Origin of the sequence: Streptomyces albiflavescens (assembly GCF_014645835.1) — a bacterium.
In the GTDB taxonomy this organism is placed as follows: Bacteria; Actinomycetota; Actinomycetes; order Streptomycetales; family Streptomycetaceae; genus Streptomyces; species Streptomyces albiflavescens.
Window position 1 is genome coordinate 38,718 of the sequence record NZ_BMMM01000008.1, and the last position, 23,944, is coordinate 62,661.

The 23,944-nt window shown below is 71.0% G+C and carries 20 protein-coding genes; 12 read left to right on the plus strand and 8 right to left on the minus strand.

The genetic code is table 11. The features are described 5' to 3' along the window. Positions 1 to 4 precede the first annotated feature (4 nt). Positions 5 to 694: a hypothetical protein gene (locus IEY95_RS22085; RefSeq protein WP_189187829.1), complete on the plus strand. Its 690-nt coding sequence runs from the start codon at positions 5 to 7 to the stop codon at positions 692 to 694. Positions 695 to 958: 264 nt separating this feature from the next. Here the strand turns inward: IEY95_RS22085 and IEY95_RS22090 are convergent, their stop codons facing one another. Both IEY95_RS22090 and IEY95_RS22095 read right to left on the minus strand, forming a co-directional pair. Then, the gene (locus IEY95_RS22090) at positions 959 to 3,166 is read right to left on the minus strand and encodes a helix-hairpin-helix domain-containing protein (protein ID WP_189187830.1); all 2,208 of its coding nucleotides are present in this window, start codon (positions 3,164 to 3,166) and stop codon (positions 959 to 961) included. Continuing rightward, entirely contained in the window at positions 3,163 to 4,146 is a 984-nt protein-coding gene (locus IEY95_RS22095) for an aldo/keto reductase (RefSeq protein ID WP_189187831.1), read from the minus strand. Before IEY95_RS22095 ends, IEY95_RS22090 begins: the two co-directional genes overlap by 4 nt. Before the next feature lie 151 nt (positions 4,147 to 4,297). Here IEY95_RS22095 and IEY95_RS22100 point away from each other — a divergent pair, with 151 nt between their 5' ends. Then, positions 4,298 to 5,353, plus strand: a complete 1,056-nt coding sequence (locus IEY95_RS22100) for an LLM class F420-dependent oxidoreductase (RefSeq protein WP_189187832.1) — start codon at positions 4,298 to 4,300, stop codon at positions 5,351 to 5,353. 229 nt (positions 5,354 to 5,582) lie between these two features. Then, the gene (locus IEY95_RS22105; protein WP_189187833.1) at positions 5,583 to 6,371 is read left to right on the plus strand and encodes a ferritin-like domain-containing protein; all 789 of its coding nucleotides are present in this window, start codon (positions 5,583 to 5,585) and stop codon (positions 6,369 to 6,371) included. Between the two features lie 141 nt (positions 6,372 to 6,512). On the opposite strand, the gene corA is transcribed toward IEY95_RS22105, so the two are convergent. Next, the gene (corA, locus tag IEY95_RS22110; protein ID WP_189187834.1) at positions 6,513 to 7,511 is read right to left on the minus strand and encodes a magnesium/cobalt transporter CorA; all 999 of its coding nucleotides are present in this window, start codon (positions 7,509 to 7,511) and stop codon (positions 6,513 to 6,515) included. A gap of 98 nt (positions 7,512 to 7,609) precedes the next feature. On the opposite strand from corA, the gene IEY95_RS22115 reads away from it, so the two are divergent. From IEY95_RS22115 to mshC, 4 genes are all read left to right on the plus strand, one after another. After that, positions 7,610 to 8,296, plus strand: a complete 687-nt coding sequence (locus tag IEY95_RS22115; RefSeq protein ID WP_189187835.1) for a histidine phosphatase family protein — start codon at positions 7,610 to 7,612, stop codon at positions 8,294 to 8,296. Between the two features lie 120 nt (positions 8,297 to 8,416). Further along, entirely contained in the window at positions 8,417 to 9,007 is a 591-nt protein-coding gene (locus IEY95_RS22120) for a DUF3090 domain-containing protein (protein ID WP_189187836.1), read from the plus strand. Further along, a complete protein-coding gene (locus IEY95_RS22125) occupies positions 8,971 to 9,789 on the plus strand; it encodes an SCO1664 family protein (RefSeq protein ID WP_189187837.1) in 819 nt (272 codons plus the stop codon). Before IEY95_RS22120 ends, IEY95_RS22125 begins: the two co-directional genes overlap by 37 nt. 306 nt (positions 9,790 to 10,095) lie before the next feature. Continuing rightward, on the plus strand, positions 10,096 to 11,325 hold the full coding sequence (gene mshC, locus IEY95_RS22130; protein ID WP_189187838.1) for a cysteine--1-D-myo-inosityl 2-amino-2-deoxy-alpha-D-glucopyranoside ligase: 1,230 nt from the start codon (positions 10,096 to 10,098) through the stop codon (positions 11,323 to 11,325). Between the two features lie 89 nt (positions 11,326 to 11,414). On the opposite strand, the gene IEY95_RS22135 is transcribed toward mshC, so the two are convergent. After that, positions 11,415 to 12,008: a hypothetical protein gene (locus tag IEY95_RS22135; RefSeq protein WP_229703232.1), complete on the minus strand. Its 594-nt coding sequence runs from the start codon at positions 12,006 to 12,008 to the stop codon at positions 11,415 to 11,417. An 87-nt stretch (positions 12,009 to 12,095) separates the two neighbouring features. After that, positions 12,096 to 13,856, minus strand: a complete 1,761-nt coding sequence (locus IEY95_RS22140; protein WP_189187840.1) for a S8 family peptidase — start codon at positions 13,854 to 13,856, stop codon at positions 12,096 to 12,098. A gap of 377 nt (positions 13,857 to 14,233) precedes the next feature. Here IEY95_RS22140 and IEY95_RS22145 point away from each other — a divergent pair, with 377 nt between their 5' ends. After that, a complete protein-coding gene (locus IEY95_RS22145) occupies positions 14,234 to 15,169 on the plus strand; it encodes an SMP-30/gluconolactonase/LRE family protein (RefSeq protein ID WP_189187841.1) in 936 nt (311 codons plus the stop codon). 54 nt (positions 15,170 to 15,223) lie between these two features. On the opposite strand, the gene IEY95_RS22150 is transcribed toward IEY95_RS22145, so the two are convergent. Beyond that, positions 15,224 to 16,282, minus strand: a complete 1,059-nt coding sequence (locus IEY95_RS22150; protein ID WP_189187842.1) for a PAC2 family protein — start codon at positions 16,280 to 16,282, stop codon at positions 15,224 to 15,226. A 269-nt stretch (positions 16,283 to 16,551) separates the two neighbouring features. On the opposite strand from IEY95_RS22150, the gene IEY95_RS22155 reads away from it, so the two are divergent. From IEY95_RS22155 to IEY95_RS22170, 4 genes are read left to right on the plus strand one after another with little or no spacing between them, the layout of a single operon-like run. Beyond that, positions 16,552 to 17,865: an enolase C-terminal domain-like protein gene (locus tag IEY95_RS22155; protein ID WP_189187843.1), complete on the plus strand. Its 1,314-nt coding sequence runs from the start codon at positions 16,552 to 16,554 to the stop codon at positions 17,863 to 17,865. Continuing rightward, positions 17,862 to 18,893: a sugar ABC transporter substrate-binding protein gene (locus tag IEY95_RS22160; RefSeq protein ID WP_189187844.1), complete on the plus strand. Its 1,032-nt coding sequence runs from the start codon at positions 17,862 to 17,864 to the stop codon at positions 18,891 to 18,893. The genes IEY95_RS22155 and IEY95_RS22160 overlap by 4 nt, the downstream gene beginning before the upstream one ends. 1 nt (position 18,894) lies before the next feature. Beyond that, complete coding sequence (locus IEY95_RS22165; protein WP_189187845.1) at positions 18,895 to 20,421, plus strand: sugar ABC transporter ATP-binding protein; 1,527 nt, start codon at positions 18,895 to 18,897, stop codon at positions 20,419 to 20,421. Continuing rightward, a complete protein-coding gene (locus IEY95_RS22170) occupies positions 20,418 to 21,437 on the plus strand; it encodes an ABC transporter permease (RefSeq protein WP_189187846.1) in 1,020 nt (339 codons plus the stop codon). Before IEY95_RS22165 ends, IEY95_RS22170 begins: the two co-directional genes overlap by 4 nt. 33 nt (positions 21,438 to 21,470) lie before the next feature. Here IEY95_RS22170 and IEY95_RS22175 read toward each other — a convergent pair whose 3' ends face one another. Both IEY95_RS22175 and IEY95_RS22180 read right to left on the minus strand, forming a co-directional pair. After that, entirely contained in the window at positions 21,471 to 22,142 is a 672-nt protein-coding gene (locus IEY95_RS22175) for a FadR/GntR family transcriptional regulator (protein ID WP_189187847.1), read from the minus strand. A 179-nt stretch (positions 22,143 to 22,321) separates the two neighbouring features. Then, on the minus strand, positions 22,322 to 23,938 hold the full coding sequence (locus IEY95_RS22180; protein ID WP_189187848.1) for a glycerol-3-phosphate dehydrogenase/oxidase: 1,617 nt from the start codon (positions 23,936 to 23,938) through the stop codon (positions 22,322 to 22,324). Positions 23,939 to 23,944: the final 6 nt, after the last annotated feature.

The following is a 23,944-nucleotide window of genomic DNA, read 5'->3' on the forward strand; positions in this document are numbered from 1 at the left end:
CACTATGTCTGATGCTGTGCAGCCCACCGCTGCCGAGGTACGCGCCGCCGCCGAGGCGGTCAAGACCGCGCTGGACCGCCACCTGGCCGCGGTCGAGCGCAGGACGGGTGAGGACGACCCGGGCGTCTACGAGGCGTTCAATGAGCTGGCCGCCGCGGCCGAGGCGTACGACGAGCTCCTCTACGACCGCTACGACGAGGTCACGCCCTTCGAGATCCCTGGCAGCGACGACACGCTGCCGCCGTACACGGGCCCCGAGGAGCCGAATGCGCTGAGCGTACTGATCCGCCGGGACTACGCGGTGGTGGAGCCGCAGCGACTGCTGGCGCAGGCCCAGCGGGTGGAAGCCGTGGAAGAGGACGGTGCCACCGCCACCGCGGGCTTCGACGCGGCGGCCGGCACCATCCATGGGGCGCTCGGAGTCCTGTTCGGCGAGTTCGAACCGGACGAGATCGCCTCCCGGCACAAGGAGTTCGGCCTGGAGGAGGGCGACTCCACACTCTGGGTGACCGCCGCGGACGAACCCGCCGAGCCCGGTGAATGGCTGGAGGCCCCCTTCGATGCGATCGACCCGCAACGCGTGGTCTGCCGCTTCGACGTCAGCGCGGTCTTCGACGACGAGTCGGACGACGACGACTTGGAGGACGATCTCGGCTCCGACGGCGACCTGGAGCCGATGGACGCGGACCGCTGAGTTCTACCGCTGTGGCTCGGGCGCGGTGACGCGAGGGGCGCGTAGGCCACCCGCAGCGTCACGGGGTGAGGGGCATGCGGTGCGCGGTAGCAGCCGTCCCGGCCGTGAGCGATCACGCCGCCGGGACGGCACGCGTCCCACAGCGAGTGAAACCTCGTAAGCGCCGAGCAGCAGCTCACCAGCACGCGGCCGGGCCCCTCACCCGCCCCCGGTCCCCGGAGCCGGGGTGCCCACACAAGCGGTGGTGCACCCCGGCTCCGGGGTTCAGCCGGCGGCCGGTACCTGTGCCTTGAGCAAGGTCGGCAGGCGTGTGGTGCGCGGCTTCTGCGGCGCCTCTGCCACGGCCCGCTGCAAGGCACCCTCCACCCCGTGGACCACGGACAGATGACGCTCGGCGCGGCCGAAGGCCGTGTACACCCAAGGCCTGGTCAGGGACTGCGCGGCATCGCCGGGGAGCACCACGACCACGGCGGGCCAGCGCGAGCCCACCGCCTGGTGCGCCGTGAGCGCCCATCCGTGCCGCACGGACTGCTCCACGCGCTCCTTCGGTACGACGACGGGGAGCCCCGCGCACTCCAGGTGCAGCCCCTCGGCATCGGCCTTCACCACGTGCCCTGGCACCGAACGCCCCGGCGCGGGGGAGTACGCGATCCGGTCGCCCGGGTCGAAGCCGCCGAAGCGGCCGGGGCCGGGGTTCAGCCGCTCCTTGAGCGCGGCGTTGAGCGCGCGGGTGCCGGCCGCACCGCCGTGCCCCGGCGTGATCACCTGCGTCTGCTCGGCCGCGATGCCGATCGCACGCGGCACCGAGTCCGCGACCAGCTGCACAGTGCGGTGCACCGCCTCGCCGGCGTCGCGCACGGGGACGATCACGACCTCCTTGCCGGGCGCCTCGACCTGGTTCAGTTCACCGATCCCGACCCCGGAAACCAGCTCGCCGATCGGCCCGGGGTCGGGCGTGCGGGAGGCCACCTGCGGGCACGCACGGGCGGCGAGGAGGTCCGCGAAGACCCTCCCCGGACCCGCCGACCACAGCACCCCGGGGTCCCCGCTCAGCACCAGCCGCGCGCCGTCCGGCAGCGACTCGGCGAGCACGGCCGCCGTCTCGACGTCGAGCTGCGGCGCGTCCAGGACGACGAGGAGGTCGAGATCGAAGGCGCCGTCCGCGTCCCGTCCCGGCCCCTCGGCGCCGGAAAGGAGCCCGGCGACGGTGGCGACCCCCGTGCCCACGCCGTCCTCGGCGCCGTCCGGCAGGTCACGGAGGGCCGGCTGGGCCGTGAAGCGGTCGCGGCCGCCCGGAGTGTGCGTGGCGGCCCAGCCGCGCAGGCCGAGACCGCGCGCGGCGCCCAGCAGCGCCGCGGCTTCGGCCTGGGACGCGTCCCCGCCCGTGTGCAGGACCAGGCCGTGGCCCGCGACCGCGCGGATCAGCTCGGCGGCCGAGCGCGCGGCCGACGCGGCGGCCTGCTCCCAGTCGGCTGCCGAACCGTCCTCCTTCGGCACGGAGTTCATCACCCGGGCCAGTCCGTCGGCGAGGCTCTCCTCCGCCAGCGCGTATCGCTCCAGGCCCACCAGGACGCGGACCGGGCGCTCTTCGCCCTCCTCGGCGCCCTCCTCCTGGCCGGGCGCCGCCATGTCGAGGGCGTCCTGGAAGACCAGGGCCTCGCCCTCCGTCAGCGTGCTCTGCACGGCAGCGTCCGGGTCCGGCACCGAGCGCTGGGCGAGCGCGGCGATGAGCGCCGGGGCATCGAGGGCGGTGTGCCCGGCGAGGGCCGCCTGCTCCAGGAGCCAGACGGTGAGCGCCCGGCCGCGCCGCTCGTCGTTCGGGCCGCACTCCGCGCCGAGCAGCGCGCGGGCGAATCCGTCGGCCTGCTCGGGCCGCACCCCGGCGACGCGCAGCAACTGCCAGGGATCGACGCGCAGTTGCTCGTCGGCACCCTCGCCCAGGGCCGCGACGACCTGGGCCGCGAGCGCGTCGGGCGCGCCGCCCTCGGTCAGCACGGCCCGTACCGCTTCGACGGTCTCGGGTGCGGCGGCCGACGGTGCGGCGGCCGGGGAGACCGTGGGCTGCGGTCGCCGCACCGGTTCCTGGGCGACCCTGCGCGGCGTGGGCTCGGGCTCGCGGAACGCGGTGGCCACGGGCTTCTCGCCGCTCTCCACGGCCCGCACCGCCGCGAGCAGATCCGCGGCCTTCCCACTGAGCTTGGCCCCGGCCTCGATGGGCCCCTGCTTCTCGGCCTTCCGCCGCTCGATGCGCTCCCGCTCCAGGCGCTGGGCCGCCAGCTCGGCCTCGGCCTCGGACACCTGGGCGGCGCCTTCGGAGGCTTCGGTGCCCCCGGAGTCGTCCGCGTCCCCGCCCTCGGACGGCGCGGTCGCGTCGCCCGCGGCTGCCTCGGCACCTTCGGCGGCGCCGTCGGCCGTGTCCGCGCCCGGCGCCCCCGGCTCCGCTTCCTCCGTGGTCTCGGGCTCCGTGCTCACAGCGTGCTCCAGTCGTGATCGGGATAGTGGTGCACCGGCGCCGACACATCGTCGAGCGCCCGGCAGATCTCGTCAGGAAGACTAAGGGTCTCCACTGACAACGCCGCCGTGAGCTGCTGCGCGTTGCGCGCGCCGACGATGGGGGCGGCGACGCCGGGCCGGTCGCGGACCCAGGCGAGAGCCACCTGGAGCGGGGTCACGGCGAGACCGTCCGCTGCGGTCGTCACCGCGTCCACGATGCTGCTCGCCGTTTCGTCCAGGTACGGCGCGACGAACGGCGCGAGGTGCTCCGAGCCGCCCCGGGAGTCGGACGGTGTCCCGCTTCGGTACTTGCCCGTGAGCACACCCCGCCCGAGCGGCGAGGAGGGCAGCAGGCCGACGCCCAGGTCGAGGGCAGCCGGCAGCACCTCCCGCTCGACGCCGCGCTGGAGCAGGGAGTACTCCATCTGCGTACTGGCGAGGCGCGTCCGTATCCCGGGCACCGCGAGCTGCCAGGTCGCCGCCTTGGCGAGCTGCCAGCCGCAGAAGTTGGACACTCCCGCGTAGCGCGCGCGACCGCTGCTGACCGCGAGGTCGAGCGCCTGAAGGGTCTCGTCCAGGGGGGTGTCGGGGTCGTACGCGTGGATGTGCCACAGGTCCACGTAGTCCGTGCCGAGGCGGGCCAGAGAGGCGTCGAGCGCCGACAGCAGATGGCCGCGCGAGCCGTCGAAGCGGCGGTCGGGGTCGGGCACGCTCCCCGCCTTGGTCGAGATGACCAGGTCCCGGCGCGGCACGAGCCCTTCGATGAGGCGTCCGAGCAGATACTCGGCCTCCCCGTCCCCGTACACATCCGCGGTGTCGACGAGGGTCCCGCCCGCTTCCCAGAACACCTTCAAGAGGTCCGCGGCGTCATGCTCGTCCGTGCCCCGCCCCCATGTGAGGGTGCCGAGTCCGATCCGGGACACACGCAGGCCGGTACGGCCGAGATGCCTCTGCTCCATGGACGCCGAGATTACTGGCCAGAACTCGGTACGTGGGGGCCCTGTGGACAACGAGGTTCGGGCAAGCCCGAACCCGTTCCTGCCGCCGCGCCCACCAGCGCGCTAGGGTCTCCGGAACAAGGGACGTTACTGATCGGTAAGGGGATCGGCCATGCAGCTCGGGATCAACCTCGGCTACTGGGGCGCCGGAATGGACGCGGACAATCTCGCCGTCGCCCAGGAGGCCGACCGGCTCGGATATGCCGTCTGCTGGGCCGCCGAGGCCTACGGCTCCGACGCGGCGACCGTGCTCAGCTGGGTCGCCGCCCAGACCGAGCGCATCGATGTCGGCTCGGCCATCTTCCAGATTCCGGCCCGCCAGCCCGCGATGACCGCGATGACCGCCGCCACCCTCGACTCGCTGTCGGGCGGCCGCTTCCGCCTCGGCCTCGGCGTCTCCGGACCGCAGGTCTCCGAGGGCTGGTACGGCGTCAAGTTCGACAAGCCGCTGGCGCGCACCCGCGAGTACGTGGAGATCGTACGGAAGGCGATGACGCGCGAGCGCCTTTCGTACGAGGGTGAGCACTGGACACTGCCGCTGCCGGGCGGCCCGGGCAAGCCGCTCAAGCTGACCGTGCACCCCGAGCGCGAGCACATCCCGCTCTACATCGCCGCGATCGGCCCCAAGAACCTGGAGCAGACCGGCGAGATCGCCGACGGCGCGCTGCTGATCTTCCCGTCCGCCGACCACCTCGAGGACACGGCCATCAAGCACCTGCGCGCGGGCCGCGAGAAGGCCGGCAAGTCGATGGAGGGCTTCGACGTCTGCCCGACGCTGCCGCTCGCCGTCGGCGACGACAAGAACGTGACGGCGCTCGCCGACATGTTCCGCCCGTACACCGCGCTGTACGTCGGCGGCATGGGCAGCCGCAAGCAGAACTTCTACAACCAGCTCGCCCAGCGCATGGGGTACGAGAAGGAAGCCGCCGAGATCCAGGACAAATACCTGTCCGGCGACAAGGAGGGCGCGGCCGCCGCCATCCCGCACAACCTGATCGACCAGACCACCCTGCTCGGCTCCGTCGACCGCATCGCCGACCGTATGAAGGCGTATGCCGCCGCCGGGGTCACCACGCTCACGCTGGCGCCCGCGGGATTCACGCTGAAGGACCGGATCGCCTCGCTGCGGGCCGGTTCCGACGCTCTGGAGCGGGCGGGGCTCGCGTAACGCACGGAGTAACAGGTCGGAGGAGAGTTTCTGCGGCCGTGGTGGGGGCTCGGGGGGTCTTCCCCGCCACGGCCGTCACGGGGAACAACGCGTGGGAGCCCCCTTGGTTACGCGCCCGGGCCTCCCTCGTCATCCGTCGTTTGGCGGATTTGTCCGACACATCGGTTGCCGTGCCCCTGGCATCCCATTTGACTCGTTTTCTGCGTAACCCTGCAGAGAGGTGTCAGTGATGCTTTCGGCCAAGAGTCTGTTCCAGGAGATCCTCGACAACGACGAGTCGTTCCGCCTGTTCTGCTCCATCGCGGCCAGTGGGGAATCGCAGGGGGGCTGGGAGAACGCCCGGATCGCGGCGCTCGTTCCGCAGAGCGAGCGCACGCTCGCGCCGAAGATCGCTCGACACGGCGCCGACGAGGACAAGCACGGGCGGATCTTCAACGCCCTCATGAGGAAGCGCGGCCTCGAACCCGTCGAGATCCCCTCCGGCACCGACTACACCATGCTCCTGGAGCGGCACGGCATCGGCCTCGCACACGAGAAGCTGAAGGACGACCGGCCGCTCACCGTGCAGGACATCGTCTCGTATCTCGCCCACAGCCGGGTCACCGAGCAGCGCGCCTCCGAGCAGATGGAGTTGCTGCGCAAGCACTTCGCGGACCACCCGGACATCGGCCGCGCGGTGAAGATGATCTCCGCCGACGAGGACAACCATCTCGCCTACTGCCATGAGGAGCTGCTGCGTTTCGCGTCCGCCGGACACGGTCGCGCCATCCAGCAGACGCTGCGCGAGTGCGCGCACGCCGAGATCCGCATCTACCGGGACGTCAGCCTCGCCGTGATGGCCCACATGGGGCGCATCCTCGGCTGGCGCAGGGCCAAGGCGGCGACGCTCGCCGTGGGCATCCACGCCGTCTACGCCTACGAGCGGGCCATCGGCTGGCGCCGGATGGTCTCACTGAAGATGCCCGAGCGGCGCGACGCACTGGGCGGGCCCGCGGAGGCGGCACCGGAGTTCGCCTGACCGGTCACCGTGCTCGGGCAGGCCCCCCGCCGCGTGGCGCACACATGAAGGCCTCTCGCGTGGCATGCGCGCGTGCAGGCCGTCCCCGCGCTTCACGCGCCTGCAGGCCGTCCCCGCGCTTCACGTGCGCGTGCAGCGTGATCACATCCAGCCCCGCCGCTTGAAGAGCCGGTACAGCAGCACCTCCAGCGCGACCATCGCCAGCACCACCGCCGGATACGACCAGAACCAGTGCAGCTCGGGCATGTGGTCGAAGTTCATGCCGTAGATTCCCGCGATCAACGTGGGGACCGCGGCCATGGCGGCCCACGCGGAGATCTTCCGCATGTCGTCGTTCTGTCGCACGCTCATCTGCGCGAGATGCGCCGAGAGGATGTCCGAGACCAGCCGGTCCAGGGCCTCCACGGACTCGTTCACGCGGGTCAGATGGTCGTTGACGTCGCGGAAGAAGGGCTGCGCCTTCTCGTTCACGAAGGGCACCTGCGCGCTGGAGACGCCCTGGCCGGAGAGCCGTGTCAACGGCACCGCCAGAGGGACCGTGGCCCTGCGGAACTCCAGAATCTGCCGCTTGAACGTATAGATCCTGGACGCGGTGTACCGCGAGCCGCCGACGTTGGGCGAGAAGACCTCCGCCTCCAGTTCCTCCAGGTCGGTCCCCAGCTCCGTCGCCACCTCCAGGTAGTGGTCGACCGTGGCGTCGGCGATCGAGTAGAGCACGCCGGTCGGCCCGTGCCGGAGCATGTCGGGGTCCCCCTCCAGACGGTGCCGTACGGCCGCGAGCGGCGAGCCCACGCCGTGCCGGACGGTCACCACGAACGAGTCCCCGGCGAAGACCATGACCTCGCCCGTGGAGACGACGTCGCTGTCAGGCTCGTAGCAGACCGGCTTGAGGACCAGGAACAGCGAGTCGTCGTACACCTCCAGCTTCGGCCTCTGGTGCGCCTTCAGGGCGTCCTCGACCGCCAGTGGGTGCAGCCCGAACTCCTGGGTGACGAGGTCGAACTCCTTCTCCGTCGGCTCGTGCAGCCCGATCCAGACGAACGCGTCGCCCCAGGAACGCGCCTCGTCCAGGGCGTCGGAGAGGTCGTCGGGGCCCTCCGTCCGGTGCCCGTCGCGGTAGATGGCGCAGTCGACGATCACGGAGCGTATTCTTCCGCCGCTCGGGCGGTAGCGCACTCCGGATGTCGCCCTCCACAGGCCGGACCTCGTTTGTCGGGCCTCCGTTTACGCTGGGCCGCATGCCCACCCTGATCCTCGTCCGGCACGGACGTTCCACCGCCAACACCGCGGGACTGCTCGCCGGCTGGACGCCCGGCGTCGCCCTCGACGAGCGCGGCGCCCAGCAGGCCGCGGCGCTGCCCGGGAGGCTCGCCGGGCTGCCGATCTCCGAGGTCGTCACCAGCCCCCTGCAGCGCTGCCAGGAGACCGTCCAGCCGCTGCTCGACGCCCGCCCCGAGCTCAGGGCGCACACCGACGAGCGCATCGGGGAGGCCCATTACGGCGACTGGTCCGGCCGCAAGCTCTCCGAGCTGAAGGACGAGCCGCTGATGGAGGTCGTACAGGCGCATCCGTCCGCGGCCGCGTTCCCCGGCGGCGAGTCGATGCGGGCCATGCAGACCCGGGCCGCCGAGGCGGTGCGCGAGTGGAACGCACGCGTGGAGCGCGATCACGGCGGCGACGCCGTGTACCTCATGTGTTCGCACGGCGACATCATCAAGTCCCTCGTCGCGGACGCACTCGGACTTCATCTCGATCTCTTCCAGCGGATCTCTGTTGAACCGTGTTCCATCACCGCGATCCGTTACACACGCTTGAGGCCGTTTCTCGTACGCCTCGGCGACACCGGTGATTTCGCGTCCCTGGCGCCGCGCGAGGAACCCCCGGGCGGTGACGCTCCGGTGGGGGGCGGTGCGGGCGTACCGTGATCGTCGGCCGCAGTAGGGTGAAGCGGTCGAAGCAGCACAGTAGTTGTCAGCAGGTTCTCAGCAGCCGATGCGGGCCGACGCAGTCAGCCGGTCCTCATGTCGATTCAATGGAGACAGGACGTGTCCCGTCAGGTGTTCCTCTACGACCCCCCGGACCGCTTCGTGGCCGGTACGGTCGGGTTGCCCGGGCGCCGTACCTTCTTCCTGCAGGCCTCCTCAGGACCCCGGGTGACCAGCGTGGCCCTGGAGAAGACCCAGGTCGCCGCGCTCGCCGAGCGGATGGACGAGCTCCTCGACGAGGTCGTACGGCGGACCGGTGGCAGCGCGCCCGTTCCGGCCGTCGCCCCGACCGAGGTGTCCGACACCGCGCCCCTCGACACCCCTGTGGAGGAGGAGTTCCGGGTCGGCACCATGGCGCTGGCCTGGGACGGTGACGAGCAGCGCATGATCGTCGAGGCGCAGGCCCTCGTGGAGCTCGACGCGGACTCCGAGGAGGACCTCGCCGAGGCCGAGGAGCGGTTGCTCCAGGACGAGGAGAACGGTCCGCCGATGCTCCGGGTCCGGCTCACCGGCGCGCAGGCCCGGGCCTTCGCCAAGCGCGCCCTCGACGTCGTCAACGCGGGCCGGCCGCCCTGCCCGCTGTGCAGCCTCCCGCTCGACCCGGAAGGACACGTATGTCCGCGCCAGAACGGATACCGCCGCGGAGCGTGACCACGGCCGAGTTGCTCGCCGAGGGTGAGCTGAAGGTGCGCGGGCGGATCCGTGAGGCGTCGAACGCGGTGCTCTACTGCTCCGTGTCGTACGAGGGCCGGGAAGCGTTCTGCGTCTACAAGCCGGTCGCCGGGGAGCGGCCGCTGTGGGACTTCCCGGACGGCACGCTGGCGCAGCGCGAGGTCGCCGCGTACGAGGTGTCCGAGGCGACCGGGTGGGGGCTCGTGCCGCCCACCGTGCTGCGCGACGGGCCGTACGGGGAGGGCATGTGCCAGCTGTGGATCGAGGCTTCCCCGGAGGCCGAGCTGCTCGCCCTGGTGGACCGTGAGGAGCCCGAGGAGGGCTGGAAGGCGATCGGCTTCGCCGAGGTCGGTGAGGGGCAGACGGCGCTCCTGGTGCACGCCGACGATGTGCGGCTGCGGCGGCTCGCCGTGCTCGATGCCGTGATCAACAACGCCGATCGCAAGGGTGGGCATCTGCTGCCCGCCGGTGAGGGCCGGCTGTACGGGATCGACCACGGGGTCACCTTCAACGCCGAGAACAAGCTGCGGACGCTGCTGTGGGGGTGGGCGGGGGAGGCGCTGACAGCGGAGGCGGTGTCCGCGCTCGCGTCCCTGCGGGACGGCTTGGCGCCGGGCGGACCGCTGTCCACTCGGCTGGCCGAACTCATCACCGTCGCCGAGATCGATGCCACACGCGCGCGCGTCTCGGCGATGCTCGCCTCCGGCAAGCACCCGGAGCCGAGCGGCGAGTGGCCTGCGATTCCGTGGCCGCCGGTGTGAGGTGACCCACCCCGGGTGGGGAGTGCCGTCGGGGCAGGTGCGCGGCTCGGCGCCTACGGGGTGCCGCTCTCTTCGGGATGGGCGCCGCCCCAGCGGCACGATGGACCGCAGCCGGCAGGGCGCCGTGGCCAGGGGCGCACGGAACCGCGCGACCAGCCGGCGCGGCCCCGCAGTCGTCGAAGTACCGAATCCCCCGAGATCCAGGGGCCCAACAGCACACTGCCCGGTGTCGCGCAAGAGTGCCCTCTCGGCCATCACGTGCTGGCCGGTTCGTATACGGAAGTTCCGTCCGGTTAGGCTCATGACATGCATGCCTGGCCCGCTTCTGAGGTCCCCGCCCTGCCTGGTGAGGGCCGCGACCTCCGGATCCACGACACCGCGACCGGTGGGCTCGTCACCCTCGACCCCGGTCCCGTCGCCCGTATCTACGTGTGCGGCATCACGCCGTACGACGCGACCCACATGGGTCACGCGGCGACCTATAACGCGTTCGACCTCGTTCAGCGCGTGTGGCTCGACACCAAGCGGCAGGTTCACTACGTCCAGAACGTGACCGACGTAGACGATCCGCTCCTGGAGCGAGCAGAGCGCGACGGCGTCGACTGGGTGGGACTCGCCGAGAAGGAGACCGCCCTCTTCCGTGAGGACATGACCGCTCTGCGGATGCTGCCGCCGCGGCACTACATCGGCGCCGTCGAGGCGATACCCGGCATCGTGCCGCTCGTCGAGCGGCTGCGGGACGTGGGAGCGGCGTACGAGCTCGAAGGAGATGTGTACTTCTCCGTCGAGTCCGACCCGCACTTCGGTCAGGTCTCCCACCTGGACGCCGCCGCGATGCGCCTGCTGTCCGCCGAGCGCGGGGGTGACCCGGACCGTCCGGGCAAGAAGAACCCGCTCGACCCGATGCTCTGGATGGCGGCCCGCGAGGGCGAGCCGAGCTGGGACGGCGGCTCACTGGGCCGTGGCCGGCCCGGCTGGCACATCGAGTGCGTCGCCATCGCCCTCGACCACCTCGGAATGGGCTTCGACGTCCAGGGCGGCGGCTCGGACCTCGCCTTCCCGCATCACGAGATGGGCGCGTCCCACGCCCAGGTGCTGACCGGCGAGTTCCCGATGGCCAAGGCCTATGTGCACGCCGGCATGGTTGCCCTCGACGGCGAGAAGATGTCGAAGTCCAAGGGCAACCTGGTCTTCGTCTCCAAGCTCCGGCGCGACGGCGTCGACCCGGCCGCCATACGGCTCGCGCTGCTCGCGCACCACTACCGGGCCGACTGGGAATGGACGGACTCCGTCCTCGAAGAGGCGGTCGCGCGTCTGGAGAACTGGCGCGCCGCGGTGTCGCGGCCCGACGGCCCGTCCGCCGACGCGCTTGTCGAGGAGATCCGCGACGCCCTGGCGAACGACCTGGACGCGCCGGCGGCGCTCCTCGCGGTCGACCGCTGGGCCGCGCTCCAGCACGAGCGGGGCGGCACGGACGAGGGCGCCCCCGGCGTCGTGTCGCGCGCCGTGGACGCCCTCCTCGGAGTGGCTCTCTAACAACCGCAGCGGCACGACCGACAGCAACGGCCGGGCGCCGGGCGGGTTCTCACCCGTCCGGCGCCCTTTGTGCGGGGAGATCTCCGCCGCTACTTGTTCACGATGACGGCCTGGATGGCGCCGCTGGTGGAGTCGTAGATCCCGATGACCTGCTGCCCGTAGGCGAAGGCTTCCTGGACCTCGTCATGCGTCACCTGGTTGGGGTTGACCAGCCCGTGCCACACGTTGTTGATGAGCAGGTAGAGAATCGACGGCTGGCCAGGGAGCGGTGTGACGACGTCCCAGAAGCGCGTGGCCACGCCACTCGCCAGCGTCGCGCTCTCGACGGCGCTCGGCAGGACCAGCGGCTGGCCCAGCTGCTGTTGCTGCTGCCCGCCGAGCTGCTGGAGCAGTTGCTGGAAGGGCTGCTGCTGACCGAGCTGCTGGAGCTGCTGCTGCAGGTGCGGCGGAATCTGCTGCGGGTTCTGTTGCGACGGAATCTGCTGCTGGCCGATGCTCTGCTGCCCGAACGGCTGCTGCATCTGCGGCCCGAACGGCTGCTGCATCTGCGGCCCGAACGGCTGCTGCTGGCCGATGCCCTGCTGCTGCCCGAACTGCTGCGGAGGTGCCGTGGTCGGGCCCTGCTGGCCCATGTACTGTCCTTGCTGCTGTCCCAGTTGGCTCATCTGCGGGGTGGTGCTCATGCGGGTGCCACCTTCCCTCATTGGTTGAGCATTGGTTGGGTTCCGTCGGCTCGTGACGGCCGGCTCGTGACGGCCGGCCCGTGATGGTCAGCCCGTGACCACCAGGCCGACGATCTCGTCGTCCGAGAACCAGACACGTACGTCGGGCCGTCCCCCCGCGAACGCGGTGTGCACCGCCTGGCGGATCTCGGGGGACGGGTTGTTGAGGTTGCGCCAGGCGCCGGACACGTACAGCCGGAGCCTGGGCGGGAGTTCACGCGGATACGGCAGCAGTTCGTCCCAGTACCGTTCGGCCTGGCCCGAACCGACCGCCTCAGGCAGCAGACGGGTGACCGCCGCCTTGATGTCCGGCCGGTTGCCGATCCGCTGGGATGCGGGTCGGCCCGGCGCGTCCTGCTGCGGGGAGCCCGTGGCCCGCAGCACCGCGCGGGCACGCTCCGGGGACATCGGCTCCTGGCCCGCCGCCTTGAGCATGCCTTGCAGCGCGGCCAGGGCGCCGACCACCACCGGGGAGGCGGAGGAGGTCCCGGAGAACGTGTCCGTGTACCAGCCGATCTCCTCGGCACCGCCCTGCAGATCGCCGGGCCGGTCCCAGAAGCCGCCGGTGGTCGTGACCTCGCGTCCCCAGCCCTGCGCGTCCACGCGTGCCCCGTAGTTGGAGAACGCGAGCCGTGAGCGGTCCGGGCCGTGGTCGCGGCCGTGTGTGCCGGGCGGCGGTGCGCCCGCGCCGACCAGGACCGCGCCGGAGGACTGGTTGGAGGGGTTGAAGGGGTTGCGCCACCACTCAGGGAACTCGGCGGGGCGGCGCTCGTACACCGCGTCGTCCAGCGACTCGGCGCCGTTGCCGGCGGCCGCCACGACGAGGACGCCCTTGGCGGTCGCGTACCGGATGGCCGCGAAGTTGTCCGGCCACCACTCGATCGCTATGTAGCCCTGCTGGTCGTCGCGCTGTTCGAAGTCGAACCGCGGCCCCGGGGCGTGCAGTTCGATCAGGAGGATGTCGCCGGGTCCGAGCCGGTCGGCCGCCGCGTGGATCGCGGCCGCCGTGCCGATGCTCTGGAAGGAGGCGGCCGCGGTCACGGCGTCCGGCACGATGCCGGTGATGCCGTACTCGTTGCGGTCCCCGCCGATCACCCCGATGACAGCGGTGCCGTGGTTGCGCCAGGCGAGGTCCGTCAGCGGGGTGCCGACGACGACGCCGGCGAGCTTCGCGGCCAGGTCCTCGTGCCCGAGCTGCCAGGCGCCCTCCACGTCGATCACCGTGACGCCCTGGCCCGTACCGCCCGGCCGCTGCCAGGCCCAGTAGGCGTCGATGCCCTCGGGCGCCGGGCGCAGATAGCCCTGGCGGCTGGTGAAGTCGGGGGTGACGGGTGCCCCTTCCTTCACCCGCCGGTTGTCGTCCGCGCTCTCCTCGGTCCACCCGACCGACCCCACCGAGGCGGGAACGGCGCCGGGCTTCACGTACGCCGTGTCGATCTCCGGCAGCGCGGCGATCCGGGAGCGCAGTTCCTGGGCGCGGCTCTCGACGCCGCGCACCCGGTAGAAGAGCGCGAGGTCGGGCCCGGTCTCGGTGCCCGCCGCCGCGGACTGCTGCTGCGACTGCTGGAGTCGCTCCTCGCTGCCGAACAGCGGTTCCAGGGTGAGCTGTTCGTCGCTGAGGAACATGTTGAGGGCCGATACGTCGGCGCCCACCGCCGAGCGGACGCCCTCGGACCGGGCGCGGAGCCGGGCCTCGGGGCGTGCGACGACGATCAGCTCCTGCTCGGCTCCTCGGTAGGTGAATCCCGCTCCGTCGGGCCCCGGCCCGGACGTTCCCGGGCCCTGCGCCGGCTGTACCTGGTCGGTCATCGCGTACCGCTCCCTTCGGTCCATACGGGTGCCGGTCCATGCGTGTGCTCTGCCGTGCCTGTCTCCTGCCGTGCCCTGTCCACTGCCGTGCCTCGAGTCCTTGCGGTGCTCTGTCGCGGGACGACGCGGTGCCATGTCCCGTCTCCGGGCCGCGCCTTCGGGGCACAACCTGGCACGCCCACGGCGACTCGTCCACCCCGTCTTCGCCAACTTGGTTTGAAAACAAGTTGAATGGGGAACCCTGTGCAATCCGTCTTGAAACAGATGTCACGCCGCAATCCGGCCAAAGGCTGCGGAGGCGTATGTCATGTGATGGGGTGGCAGCGGCTGTTGACCCCTTGGCCGGCCCGCGCCGGCCCTCTGCGGAAGGACGCTCCATGCACCGTTCCTTCGCACGTCGAAGACTGCTCACCGCGACCGCCGCGCTCGGAGGAGCGGCGCTGCTGGGCAGTACCGCCCACGCGGCCGAACAACGTCGGCCCACCCAATTCCCCTTGCCCGATGGCTTCCAGCCCGAGGGCATCACCATCGGCGCCGCCCCGTTCGCGTACTTCGGGTCGCTCGCCAACGGCGACATCTACCGCGCGAGTCTGAACACCGGGCGCGGCGGCATCATCAGTAAGGGCCTCGGGGCCCAACACCCCACCGTGGGCCTCAAGATCGGCCGCGACGGCAGGCTCTTCCTGGCCGGCGGTGTCAGCGGCGAGCTGCGTACCGTCGACGCCCGCAGCGGCGAGATCGAGAAGGTGTACGCCGTCGGGGGCACCTTCGTGAACGACGTGATCCTCACACCGGACGCCGCCTGGTTCACCGACTCCTACCAGGCGCGGCTCTACCGGCTCGCGCTCGGCAGGCACGGTGAGCCCGAGGCTGTCACGACCGTGCCGCTCAGCGGCGACTGGGAGCAGGGCCCGGACTTCACCGCCAATGGCATCGAGCGCACGCCCGACGGCCGCGCGCTGCTCGTGGTGAACACGGTCGCGGGCGGCGGCGGACTCATGCGGGTCGACCCGCGTACGGGGGCGGCCACCGCCGTGGACCTGGGAGCGTCCCAACTCCCCAACGGAGACGGCCTGCTGCTCCTCGGCCGCACCCTCTATGCCGTTCAGCAGCAACAGAACCTGATCGACGTCTTCCGCCTGAACGCCTCCGGCACCAAGGGCACGGCGATCGCCCGGATCACCGACCCGCGCTTCAGGATCCCGACGACGGTCGCGGCCTGGGACGACCGGCTGTATCTGCCGAACGCCCGCTTCGACACCGAGCCGACGCCCGACACGGAGTACGACGTGGTGGCGGTCGACCGGCTCTGATGGGCCTCCGATGATTCAGGGGCGGTGCGCGTCGTGCGCACCGCCCCTGCTGGTTCAGTCCTCCGAGGAGTCCTCGGAGCCGCTCTCCCGGCCGTCCGCATCGGGTCCGGTGTCGGCCTCGGCGTCGGGTCCGGAGTCGGGCTCGGATCCGGCGTCCGTCTCCGGCCGCTGCGGCTTCGGCGGCCGGGTGCGGCCGCTGGGGCTGTCACGGAGGTACGAGGCGGTGTCGCCGCTCTCCATGGCATGGCCTCCGGCCCCGGCCGCCGGACCGCCGCCGTCCCGTCTGCGCAGATAGCGCTCGAACTCGCGGGCGATCGCCTCGCCGGACGCCTCGGGCAGCTCGGCGGTGTCCCGGGCCTCCTCCAGCGTCTGCACATACTCGGCGACCTCGCTGTCCTCGGCGGCCAGCTGGTCGACGCCGAGCTGCCAGGCGCGCGCGTCCTCGGGCAGCTCGCCCAGCGGAATGCGCAGGTCGATGAGGTCCTCCAGGCGGTTGAGGAGGGCCAGCGTCGCCTTCGGGTTGGGCGGCTGCGAGACATAGTGCGGTACGGCCGCCCACAGGGACACGGCCGGTACGCCCGCGTGCGTGCACGCCTCCTGGAGGATGCCGACGATGCCCGTGGGGCCCTCGTACTTGGTCTCCTCCAGGTCCATGGTGCGGGCCAGATCGGGATCGGAGGTGACCCCGCTGACCGGTACCGGACGTGTGTGCGGGGTGTCACCGAGCAGAGCGCCCAGGATCACCACCAGCTCGACACCCAGCTCGTGCGCGAAGCCCAGCAGCTCGTTGCAGAACGAGCGCCAGCGCATCGACGGCTCGATACCGCGGACCAGCACCAGGTCGCGGGGCTTCTCGCCGCCGACCCGGACCACCGACAGCCGCGTGGTCGGCCAGGTGATCTTGCGTACACCGCCGTCCAGCCACACCGTGGGGCGATTCACCTGGAAGTCGTAGTAGTCCTCGGCGTCCAGCGCCGCGAACACCTCGCCCTTCCACTCCCTGTCCAGATGCGCGACCGCGGTGGAGGCGGCGTCGCCGGCGTCGTTCCAGCCTTCGAACGCGGCCACCATGACTGGGTCGATCAGCTCGGGAACCCCCTCCAGCTCGATCACCCAGCGCCTCCTTCCGACGTGCCCTCGCGTACGCCCCAACCTTACGGCGTTTCGAGGGGGCGTCCGCAGCCCCCATGCACAGGGGAGTGAACGGATCACTGCCCCGCCGAGGGCCTGGAAAACTCTTGATCGCCACCCTGGACCACCCCTCAGTCATCCGAGCTGTCCTTGGTCAACTTCACCGCGGACCCTGGACGTTGTCGTGAGGCCGCGCTATACGTCGGATGACCGCGAGAGGTCCGATGTTCAGTGGGCGACAAGGGGCACGCATGGACGCGACCGTCACCGGCTTCGAGGTGCACGACATCCGGTTTCCCACTTCGGAGCAGCTCGACGGCTCGGACGCGATGAATCCGGATCCGGATTACTCCGCCGCCTATCTGGTCCTGCAGACCTCCGATGGATCGGAAGGCCACGGCTTCTGCTTCACCATCGGGCGCGGCAACGAGGTCGTGGCCGCGGCGATCGAGGCGCTGCGCCCGTATGTCGTCGGGCGCCCGGTCCCTCGTACCGCTGCCGATCTCGCCGCCGTCCATCTCGCGGTCACGCACGACTCGCAGCTGCGCTGGCTGGGGCCCGAGAAGGGGGTGATGCACATGGCGGCGGGCGCGGTGATCAACGCCGCCTGGGACCTCGCGGCCCGGCGCGCGGGGATGCCCGTGTGGCGCTTCCTCGCGAGCATGACCCCCGAGGAGCTGGTCTCCCTGGTCGACTTCCGCTATCTCAGCGACGCCCTCACCCCGGACGAGGCGCTGGCCGTCCTGCGGGCGGCCGCGCCCGGCCGCGCCCTGCGGACGGAGCGGCTGATCGAGGACGGCTATCCCGCGTACACCTCCACCCCCGGCTGGCTCGGCTACGACGACGCCAAGCTGGTCCGCCTCGCCGAGCACGCCGTCGCGGACGGCTTCACCCAGATCAAGCTGAAGGTCGGTGTGGACATGGAGGAGGACGTCCGGCGCATGCGCCTGGCCCGTAAGGCGGTCGGCCCGGACGTGCGGATCGCGGTCGACGCCAACCAGCGCTGGGACGTCGGGGCGGCGGTCCGGTGGATGGCGGCCCTGGCCCCGTACGACCCGTACTGGATCGAGGAGCCCACCAGCCCCGACGACGTACTCGGCCACGCGGCCGTACGAGCCGGGCAGCCGGTGCGCGTCGCCACCGGCGAGCACGTCGCCAACCGCGTCGTCTTCAAGCAGCTCCTGCAGGCCCGCGCCGTCGACTTCGTGCAGATCGACGCGGCCCGGGTGGCGGGGGTCAACGAGAACCTCGCGATCCTGCTGCTCGCCGCGAAGTTCCAGGTCCCCGTCTGCCCGCACGCGGGCGGGGTCGGGCTGTGCGAGCTGGTCCAGCACCTGGCGATGTTCGACTACGTGGCGGTCTCCGGCAGTCGCGAGGACCGGGTCATCGAGTACGTCGACCATCTGCACGAGCACTTCACGGACCCGGCGGTCGTCGTGGCGGGCCGTTACAGGGCACCGAGCGCCCCCGGCTTCTCGGCCCGGATGCGACCCGAGTCGATCGCCGCGCATTCCTATCCGGACGGGCCCGTCTGGCAGACGTCGAAAGGGAGTGGCACCCGATGAGACTGCGTACGACAACCGCGCTGGCCTGCGTCGCCCTGCTGGCCTCGACCGTGCTCGCCGCCTGCAACCGGGACTCGGGCGGCGGCTCTTCGAGCGACAAGATCGGCATCGACATGCCCCGCAACGACAGCGACTTCTGGAACTCCTACCAGGACTACGTGAAGAAGGACATCAAGGCCGACAAGCTCTCCACGCTGCCGCTGACCAACTCGCAGAACGACATCGGGCGGCTCGCGGCCAACGTCCAGACCTTCACCGACCAGGGCGCCAAGGCCGTGATCATGGCCCCGCAGGACACCGGCGCGGTCGCCGAGACGCTCAACACCCTTCAGGAGAAGAAGATCCCGGTCATCAGCGTCGACACCCGCCCCGACAAGGGCAAGGTCTACATGGTCGTACGGGCCGACAATCGCGCGTACGGCGAGAAGGCCTGCAAGTATCTCGGCGAGCAGCTGAAGGGGACGGGCAAAGTCGCCGAATTCCAGGGCGACTTGGCGTCCATCAACGGGCGGGACCGCTCCGAGGCGTTCAAGTCGTGCATGACCGAGAACTATCCGAAGATCAAGGTCTTCGAACTGGCCACGGAGTGGAAGGGCGAGGTCGCTTCGGCGAAACTCCAGTCGACGCTCGCCGCCAACCCGGACCTGAGCGGGATCTACATGCAGGCCGGCGGTGTCTTCCTGGAGCCGACCCTGGCCCTGCTCGAACAGAAGAAGCTGCTCAAGCCCGCGGGGACCAAGGGCCACATCACGATCATCTCCAACGACGGCATCCCGCAGGAGCTGGACGCCATCCGCGCCGGAAAGATCGACGCGACGGTCTCGCAGCCCGCCGACCTGTACGCCAAGTACGCGCTCTACTGGGCGAAGAAGGCCCTGGACGGCGGCAAGGTGAAGACGGGCGGGACCGATCACGACTCGACGATCATCAAGATCCCGAACGGGTACGAGGACCAGCTGCCCGCGCCGCTGGTCACCAAGGACAACGTGGACGATCCGAAGCTCTGGGCCAACCAGTTGGGCAAGTAGCGTGAGGGCGGCGGCAGTGCACGCGGAGGGTGTCCGCAAGCGCTTCGGGCCGACCCTCGCGCTCGACGGCGTCGACCTCGCCGTACGGCCCGGTGAGTCGCACGCGCTCGTCGGGCGCAATGGCGCGGGCAAGTCGACACTGGTGAGTGTGTTGACCGGGCTGCACCGCCCGGACGCCGGGTCCGTCCGCTTCGACGGGGAGCCGGCGCCACCGTACGGGGACACGGCGGCCTGGCAGTCCAAGGTGGCCTGCGTATACCAGAAGTCGATGGCCGTGCCGGAACTCACCGTCGCGGAGAATCTGTTCCTCAACCGGTTCGGCGAGCGGTTCATCCGGTGGCCGCGGCTGCGCTCGCGGGCCCGGGCACTGCTCGCCGAGTACGGCGTGGAGGTGGACCCCGGCGCGCGGGCCAAGGAACTCAGCGTCGAACAGCGGCAGTTCGTCGAGATCGCCAAGGCGCTCTCGTTCGGCGCCCGGCTGATCATCCTCGACGAGCCGACCGCACAGCTGGACGCGCGCGGCATCCAGCGCCTCTTCGACAAGCTCCGCGACCTCCAGGCGCACGGCGTCGCGTTCCTGTACATCTCGCACCACCTCCAGGAGGTGTACGAACTCTGCTCCACCGTGACCGTGCTGCGCGACGCCCGCCGGGTGCTGACGGCACCGGTGGCGGGCCTGGTCAAGGCGGACCTGGTCGCGGCGATGACGGGGGAGGAGGCGTCGGCCGTGGCCGACCGGGAGCCGCGAAGGACAGGCGGCGCCGACGTCGAGCCGCTCCTCGACGTCCGGGGGCTCGCCCTGGAGGGCGAGTTCGAGCCCGTCGACTTCAGGGTGCGCCCCGGTGAAGTGCTCGGTCTCGCCGGAGCGGCGGCCGGCGGGAGCACCGCGCTCGGCGAGACGCTGGTGGGCATGCGGACACCGACGGCGGGCGCGATCCGCGTCCGTGGACGAGCGATCCGGGCCGGTAGCGTGCCGCACGCCCTGGAGACGGGCATCGGCTACATCCCCGAGGACCGGCACCGTCAGGGACTCGTCACCGGCCGCAGCGTCGCCGAGAACGCCACCCTCACCGTCGCCGACCAGCTGGGCCCCTGGGGGACCGTCCTCCCGTCCCGTACTCGGCAGTTCGCCGCCTCCATGATCCGCTCGCTGGACATCAAGACCCGTGGACCCGACCAGCCCGTGTCGGGGCTGTCCGGCGGCAACCAGCAAAAGGTCGTCGTGGCCAGGGCGTTGGCCCGCCGCCCGCACGTCCTGGTGGCGCTGCGTCCCACGGCCGGGGTCGACGTCCGCTCCAAGGAGGCCCTGCTCTCCGTCGTGAGACGGGTCGCCGACGAGGGGCGGGCGGCGGTGATCGTCTCCGACGAGCTGGACGATCTGCGGGTCTGCGACCGGCTGCTGGTGCTCTTCCACGGGCGGGTGGTGGGGGAGTACGGCGCCGGGTGGACCGACCGGGAGCTGGTGGCCGCCATGGAGGGGGTGGGCGAAGGGGAGTCCCCTGCGGCCGGGCAGAAGGAGGGAGCATGACGGAGACCCTGCGGCCGCCGACCGCCGCCAAGGAACGATCCCTGCAGTTCGTACGGTACGTGCGCTGGAGCGACTTCTCGCTCGTCCCCGTGATCCTCGTCCTGATGGTGATCGGCTACATCGTCTCCCCGGTCTTCCTGACCTCCACGAACCTCATCAACGTCGTCCAGCAGTCGAGCGAGCTGAGCCTGCTCGTCCTCGGCCAGGCGCTGATCCTCATCTGCGGCCGGATGGACCTCTCCCTGGAGTCGACGATCGGCATCGCGCCGGTCATCGCCATGTGGCTGGTCCTGCCGACGCACGGGGGCCGTTTCGCGGGGCTCGGCCTGCTCCCCGTCTGGACGGCCATTCCCGTCTGTCTGCTCACCGGTCTGCTGATCGGTGGCGTCAACGGCTTCCTGATGCTCAAGCTGCGCGTCAACGGCTTCATCGCCACGCTCGGCATGCTCACCATGCTGCGTGGCCTCCACATCGGCATCACCGAGGGCAAGTCGATCACCGATGTGCCCGAATCCTTCCGGTATCTGGGTAAGACGGACTGGCTCGGGGCGCCCGCCGCCGTCTGGATCTGCCTCACGCTGTTCGCGGTCGGTGGCTGTGCGCTCGCCTGGTTCCGGCACGGGCGCGCGCTGTACGCGATCGGCGGCAACCCGGAGGCCGCTCGCGCGGCCGGAATCCGGGTCGACCGCATCACCTGGATCGTCCTGGCGGTCGGCGGCCTGCTCGCCGCCTTCGCCGGCGTCCTCTACACCGGTCACTACGGTTCGGTCGCGGCGACGCAGGGCAACGGCTGGATCTTCCAGGTCTTCGCGGCGGCGGTGATCGGCGGGATCAGTCTGAAGGGCGGCCGGGGCACGCTGTTCGGCGCGCTGACCGGCGTACTGACCCTGCAACTCGTCGTCAACGTCATGACGTTGGGCGGGGTGCCCGCGTTGTGGAATCAGTTCCTCAACGGGGCGATCATCATCGTGGCGCTGGTGATCTCGCGGTTCGCGAGCGGCGAGAAGCAGGACTGAGCCTTCCAGGGCACCATGAGCCCTCCCCGGGGACTACAGCGTCGAGCGCAGCCACTGCTCCACGCTGGCGATGTGGACGGTGGCCCAGGAGCGGGCCGCCTCCGCGTCGCGGTCCCGCAGGGCCGCGATGATCGCCCGGTGCTCGTGCAGGGTGCGGCTGACCGCGTCCTCCTGGGTCAGACCGCGCCAGACGCGGGCCCGGGTCGTGGGCCCGGACAGGCCGTCGAGGAGGGAGCACAGCACCGAGTTGCCGGAGCTCTGCACGATGCCCCGGTGGAACTCCAGGTCGCAGGCGACGAGCTCCTCCACCGAGGGCGCCGCGCCGAGGGCGTCCAACTGGGCGGTCAAGGCGTCCAGTTGTTGCTCGCTGATGCGCGAGGACGCCATCGCCGTGGCGGCGGGCTCCAGGATCCGGCGCACCGCGAGGAATTCCAGCACGGTGTCGTCGCGGTGGAAGTCGACGACGAAGCTCAGCGCCTCCAGCAGGAGTTGGGGGTCCAGGCTGGTGACATAGGTGCCGTCGCCCTGCCGTACGTCCAGGATGCGGATGAGAGACAGGGCGCGTACGGCCTCCCGCAGCGAGTTGCGGGACAGTCCCAGGTCGGCCGCGAGCTCGCTCTCCTTGGGCAGCCGATCGCCCGGACGCAGCGAGCCGGAGACGATCATTCCCTTGATCTTCTCGATCGCCTCATCGGTGACTGCCATGGCGGGCCTCCCTGTCGCTCAGACATCCGATGTCTCACGCCATTATGGGGGTTCAGTGGGCTGAACGGGGCGGAGAAGCCGATGTTTGATCAGGTGAGGGCGGTGAGGATGGCAGCGCGAGGAACGTCGAGAAGGGCGGCTCCCCCCGTGGGAACCGCCCTTCCGGTGCCGCCGGATGCCTACTTCTTGTCGAGCAGGTCCTGAACCTTGCCCCGCACCTCGTCCGTGGCAAGCCCGCGGATCGTCAGCGTCGTACGGCGACGCAGTACGTCGTCGGCCGTCTGGGCCCACTCGTTGTCCCGGGCGTAGGCGACCTGCGCCCAGATCTCAGGGGCGTCCGGGTGGACACGCTCGCCCAGCTCCGGGTTCTCGTTCGCCAGCCGGGCGATGTCGAAGGCCAGCGAACCGTAGTGCGTGGCCAGGTGCTTCGCGGTGTCCGCCGCCATGCGCGGGCCGGGCGCCGGGCCGTCGACGAGCAGTCGGTGGGCGACCGCGCGCGGGTTGGCCACGCCGGGAAGCGGGAGCTTCTTCGGCAGCTCGGAGATCGGCTCGAAGTCCTCGCCCAGCGGGTGGCCCGGCAGCGACTCCAGCTTCTTCATGACCGTACGGCCGATGTGCCGGAAGGTGGTCCACTTGCCGCCGGCGACGGACAGCATCCCGCCACGGCCTTCCGTGACGACCGTCTCGCGCTTGGCCTTCGACGTGTCGCCGGGGCCGCCCGGCAGCACCCGCAGACCCGCGAAGGAGTACGTGATCAGGTCACGCGACAGCTGTTGGTCCCGGATGGAGAACGCGGCCTCGTCCAGGATCTGGGCTATGTCCTTCTCGTTGACCGCGACCTCGCCCGGCTCGCCCTCGTACTCCTCGTCGGTCGTGCCGAGCAGCAGCATGTCCTCCCACGGGAGGGCGAAGGTGATCCGGTACTTGTCGATCGGGGTGGCGAGCGCGGCCTTCCAGGCGGAGGTGCGCTTCAGGACCAGGTGCGCGCCCTTCGAGAGGCGGATGGACGGCGCCGAGTTCGGGTCCTCCATCTTGCGCAGGTGGTCGACCCACGGGCCGGTGGCGTTGAGCACGAGGCGCGCGTTGACGCCGAACTCCTCGCCGTTCGTCCTGTCCTTGAGGTCCGCACCCGTGACCCGGCCCTTGGTGAAGCGCAGGCCGGTGACCTCGGCGTGGTTGAGGACGACGGCGCCGGACTCGACGGCCGCGCGGACCGTCATCAAGGCCATCCGGGAGTCGTTCATCTGGTCGTCGCCGTACACGGCCACGGCCTTGAGGTTGTCGGTGCGCAGCTCGGGAACGTCCTGCGCGGCCTTCGAGGGGCTGAGCAGGTGACCCACGCCGTCGCCGAACGCCGACAGGGCGGAGTAGGCGAAGACGCCCGCTCCGAGCTTCGCAGCGCCGTGCGGCCCGCCCTTGTACACGGGGAGGTAGAACGTGAGCGGGTTCGCCAGGTGGGGGGCCACTTGGCGGGAGACCGCACGGCGCTCGAAGTGGTTCTCCGCCACCAGCTTCACCGCGCCGGTCTGCAAGTAGCGCAGACCGCCGTGGAGAAGCTTGGAGGAGGCGGAAGAGGTGGCGCCGGCGAAGTCGCCGGCGTCGACCAGAGCCACCCGCAGCCCGGACTGCGCGGCGTGCCAGGCGGTGGAGATGCCCAGGATGCCGCCGCCGATGACGAGGAGGTCGTACGTCGCCTTGGAAAGCTGCTCCCGGGTCTCGGCGCGGCTCGGGTTGGAGCCGGAGGCCGGGTGCGTACCGAGGGCAGGCACGGACTGCAGGGTGGCTTGACTGGTCATGCGGGT

Bases quoted from the DNA above. Each gene is read 5' to 3' on its own strand.
- IEY95_RS22145 (WP_189187841.1), top strand. From the start codon at position 14,234: ATGCACCGTTCCTTCGCACGTCGAAGACTGCTCACCGCGACCGCCGCG.
- IEY95_RS22155 (WP_189187843.1), top strand. From the start codon at position 16,552: ATGGACGCGACCGTCACCGGCTTCGAGGTGCACGACATCCGGTTTCCC.
- IEY95_RS22135 (WP_229703232.1), bottom strand. From the start codon at position 12,008: ATGAGCACCACCCCGCAGATGAGCCAACTGGGACAGCAGCAAGGACAG.
- IEY95_RS22085 (WP_189187829.1), top strand. From the start codon at position 5: ATGTCTGATGCTGTGCAGCCCACCGCTGCCGAGGTACGCGCCGCCGCC.
- IEY95_RS22100 (WP_189187832.1), top strand. From the start codon at position 4,298: ATGCAGCTCGGGATCAACCTCGGCTACTGGGGCGCCGGAATGGACGCG.
- IEY95_RS22175 (WP_189187847.1), bottom strand. From the start codon at position 22,142: ATGGCAGTCACCGATGAGGCGATCGAGAAGATCAAGGGAATGATCGTC.
- IEY95_RS22180 (WP_189187848.1), bottom strand. From the start codon at position 23,938: ATGACCAGTCAAGCCACCCTGCAGTCCGTGCCTGCCCTCGGTACGCAC.
- IEY95_RS22160 (WP_189187844.1), top strand. From the start codon at position 17,862: ATGAGACTGCGTACGACAACCGCGCTGGCCTGCGTCGCCCTGCTGGCC.
- IEY95_RS22095 (WP_189187831.1), bottom strand. From the start codon at position 4,146: ATGGAGCAGAGGCATCTCGGCCGTACCGGCCTGCGTGTGTCCCGGATC.
- mshC (WP_189187838.1), top strand. From the start codon at position 10,096: ATGCATGCCTGGCCCGCTTCTGAGGTCCCCGCCCTGCCTGGTGAGGGC.
- IEY95_RS22115 (WP_189187835.1), top strand. From the start codon at position 7,610: ATGCCCACCCTGATCCTCGTCCGGCACGGACGTTCCACCGCCAACACC.
- IEY95_RS22105 (WP_189187833.1), top strand. From the start codon at position 5,583: ATGCTTTCGGCCAAGAGTCTGTTCCAGGAGATCCTCGACAACGACGAG.
- IEY95_RS22140 (WP_189187840.1), bottom strand. From the start codon at position 13,856: ATGACCGACCAGGTACAGCCGGCGCAGGGCCCGGGAACGTCCGGGCCG.
- IEY95_RS22125 (WP_189187837.1), top strand. From the start codon at position 8,971: ATGTCCGCGCCAGAACGGATACCGCCGCGGAGCGTGACCACGGCCGAG.
- IEY95_RS22170 (WP_189187846.1), top strand. From the start codon at position 20,418: ATGACGGAGACCCTGCGGCCGCCGACCGCCGCCAAGGAACGATCCCTG.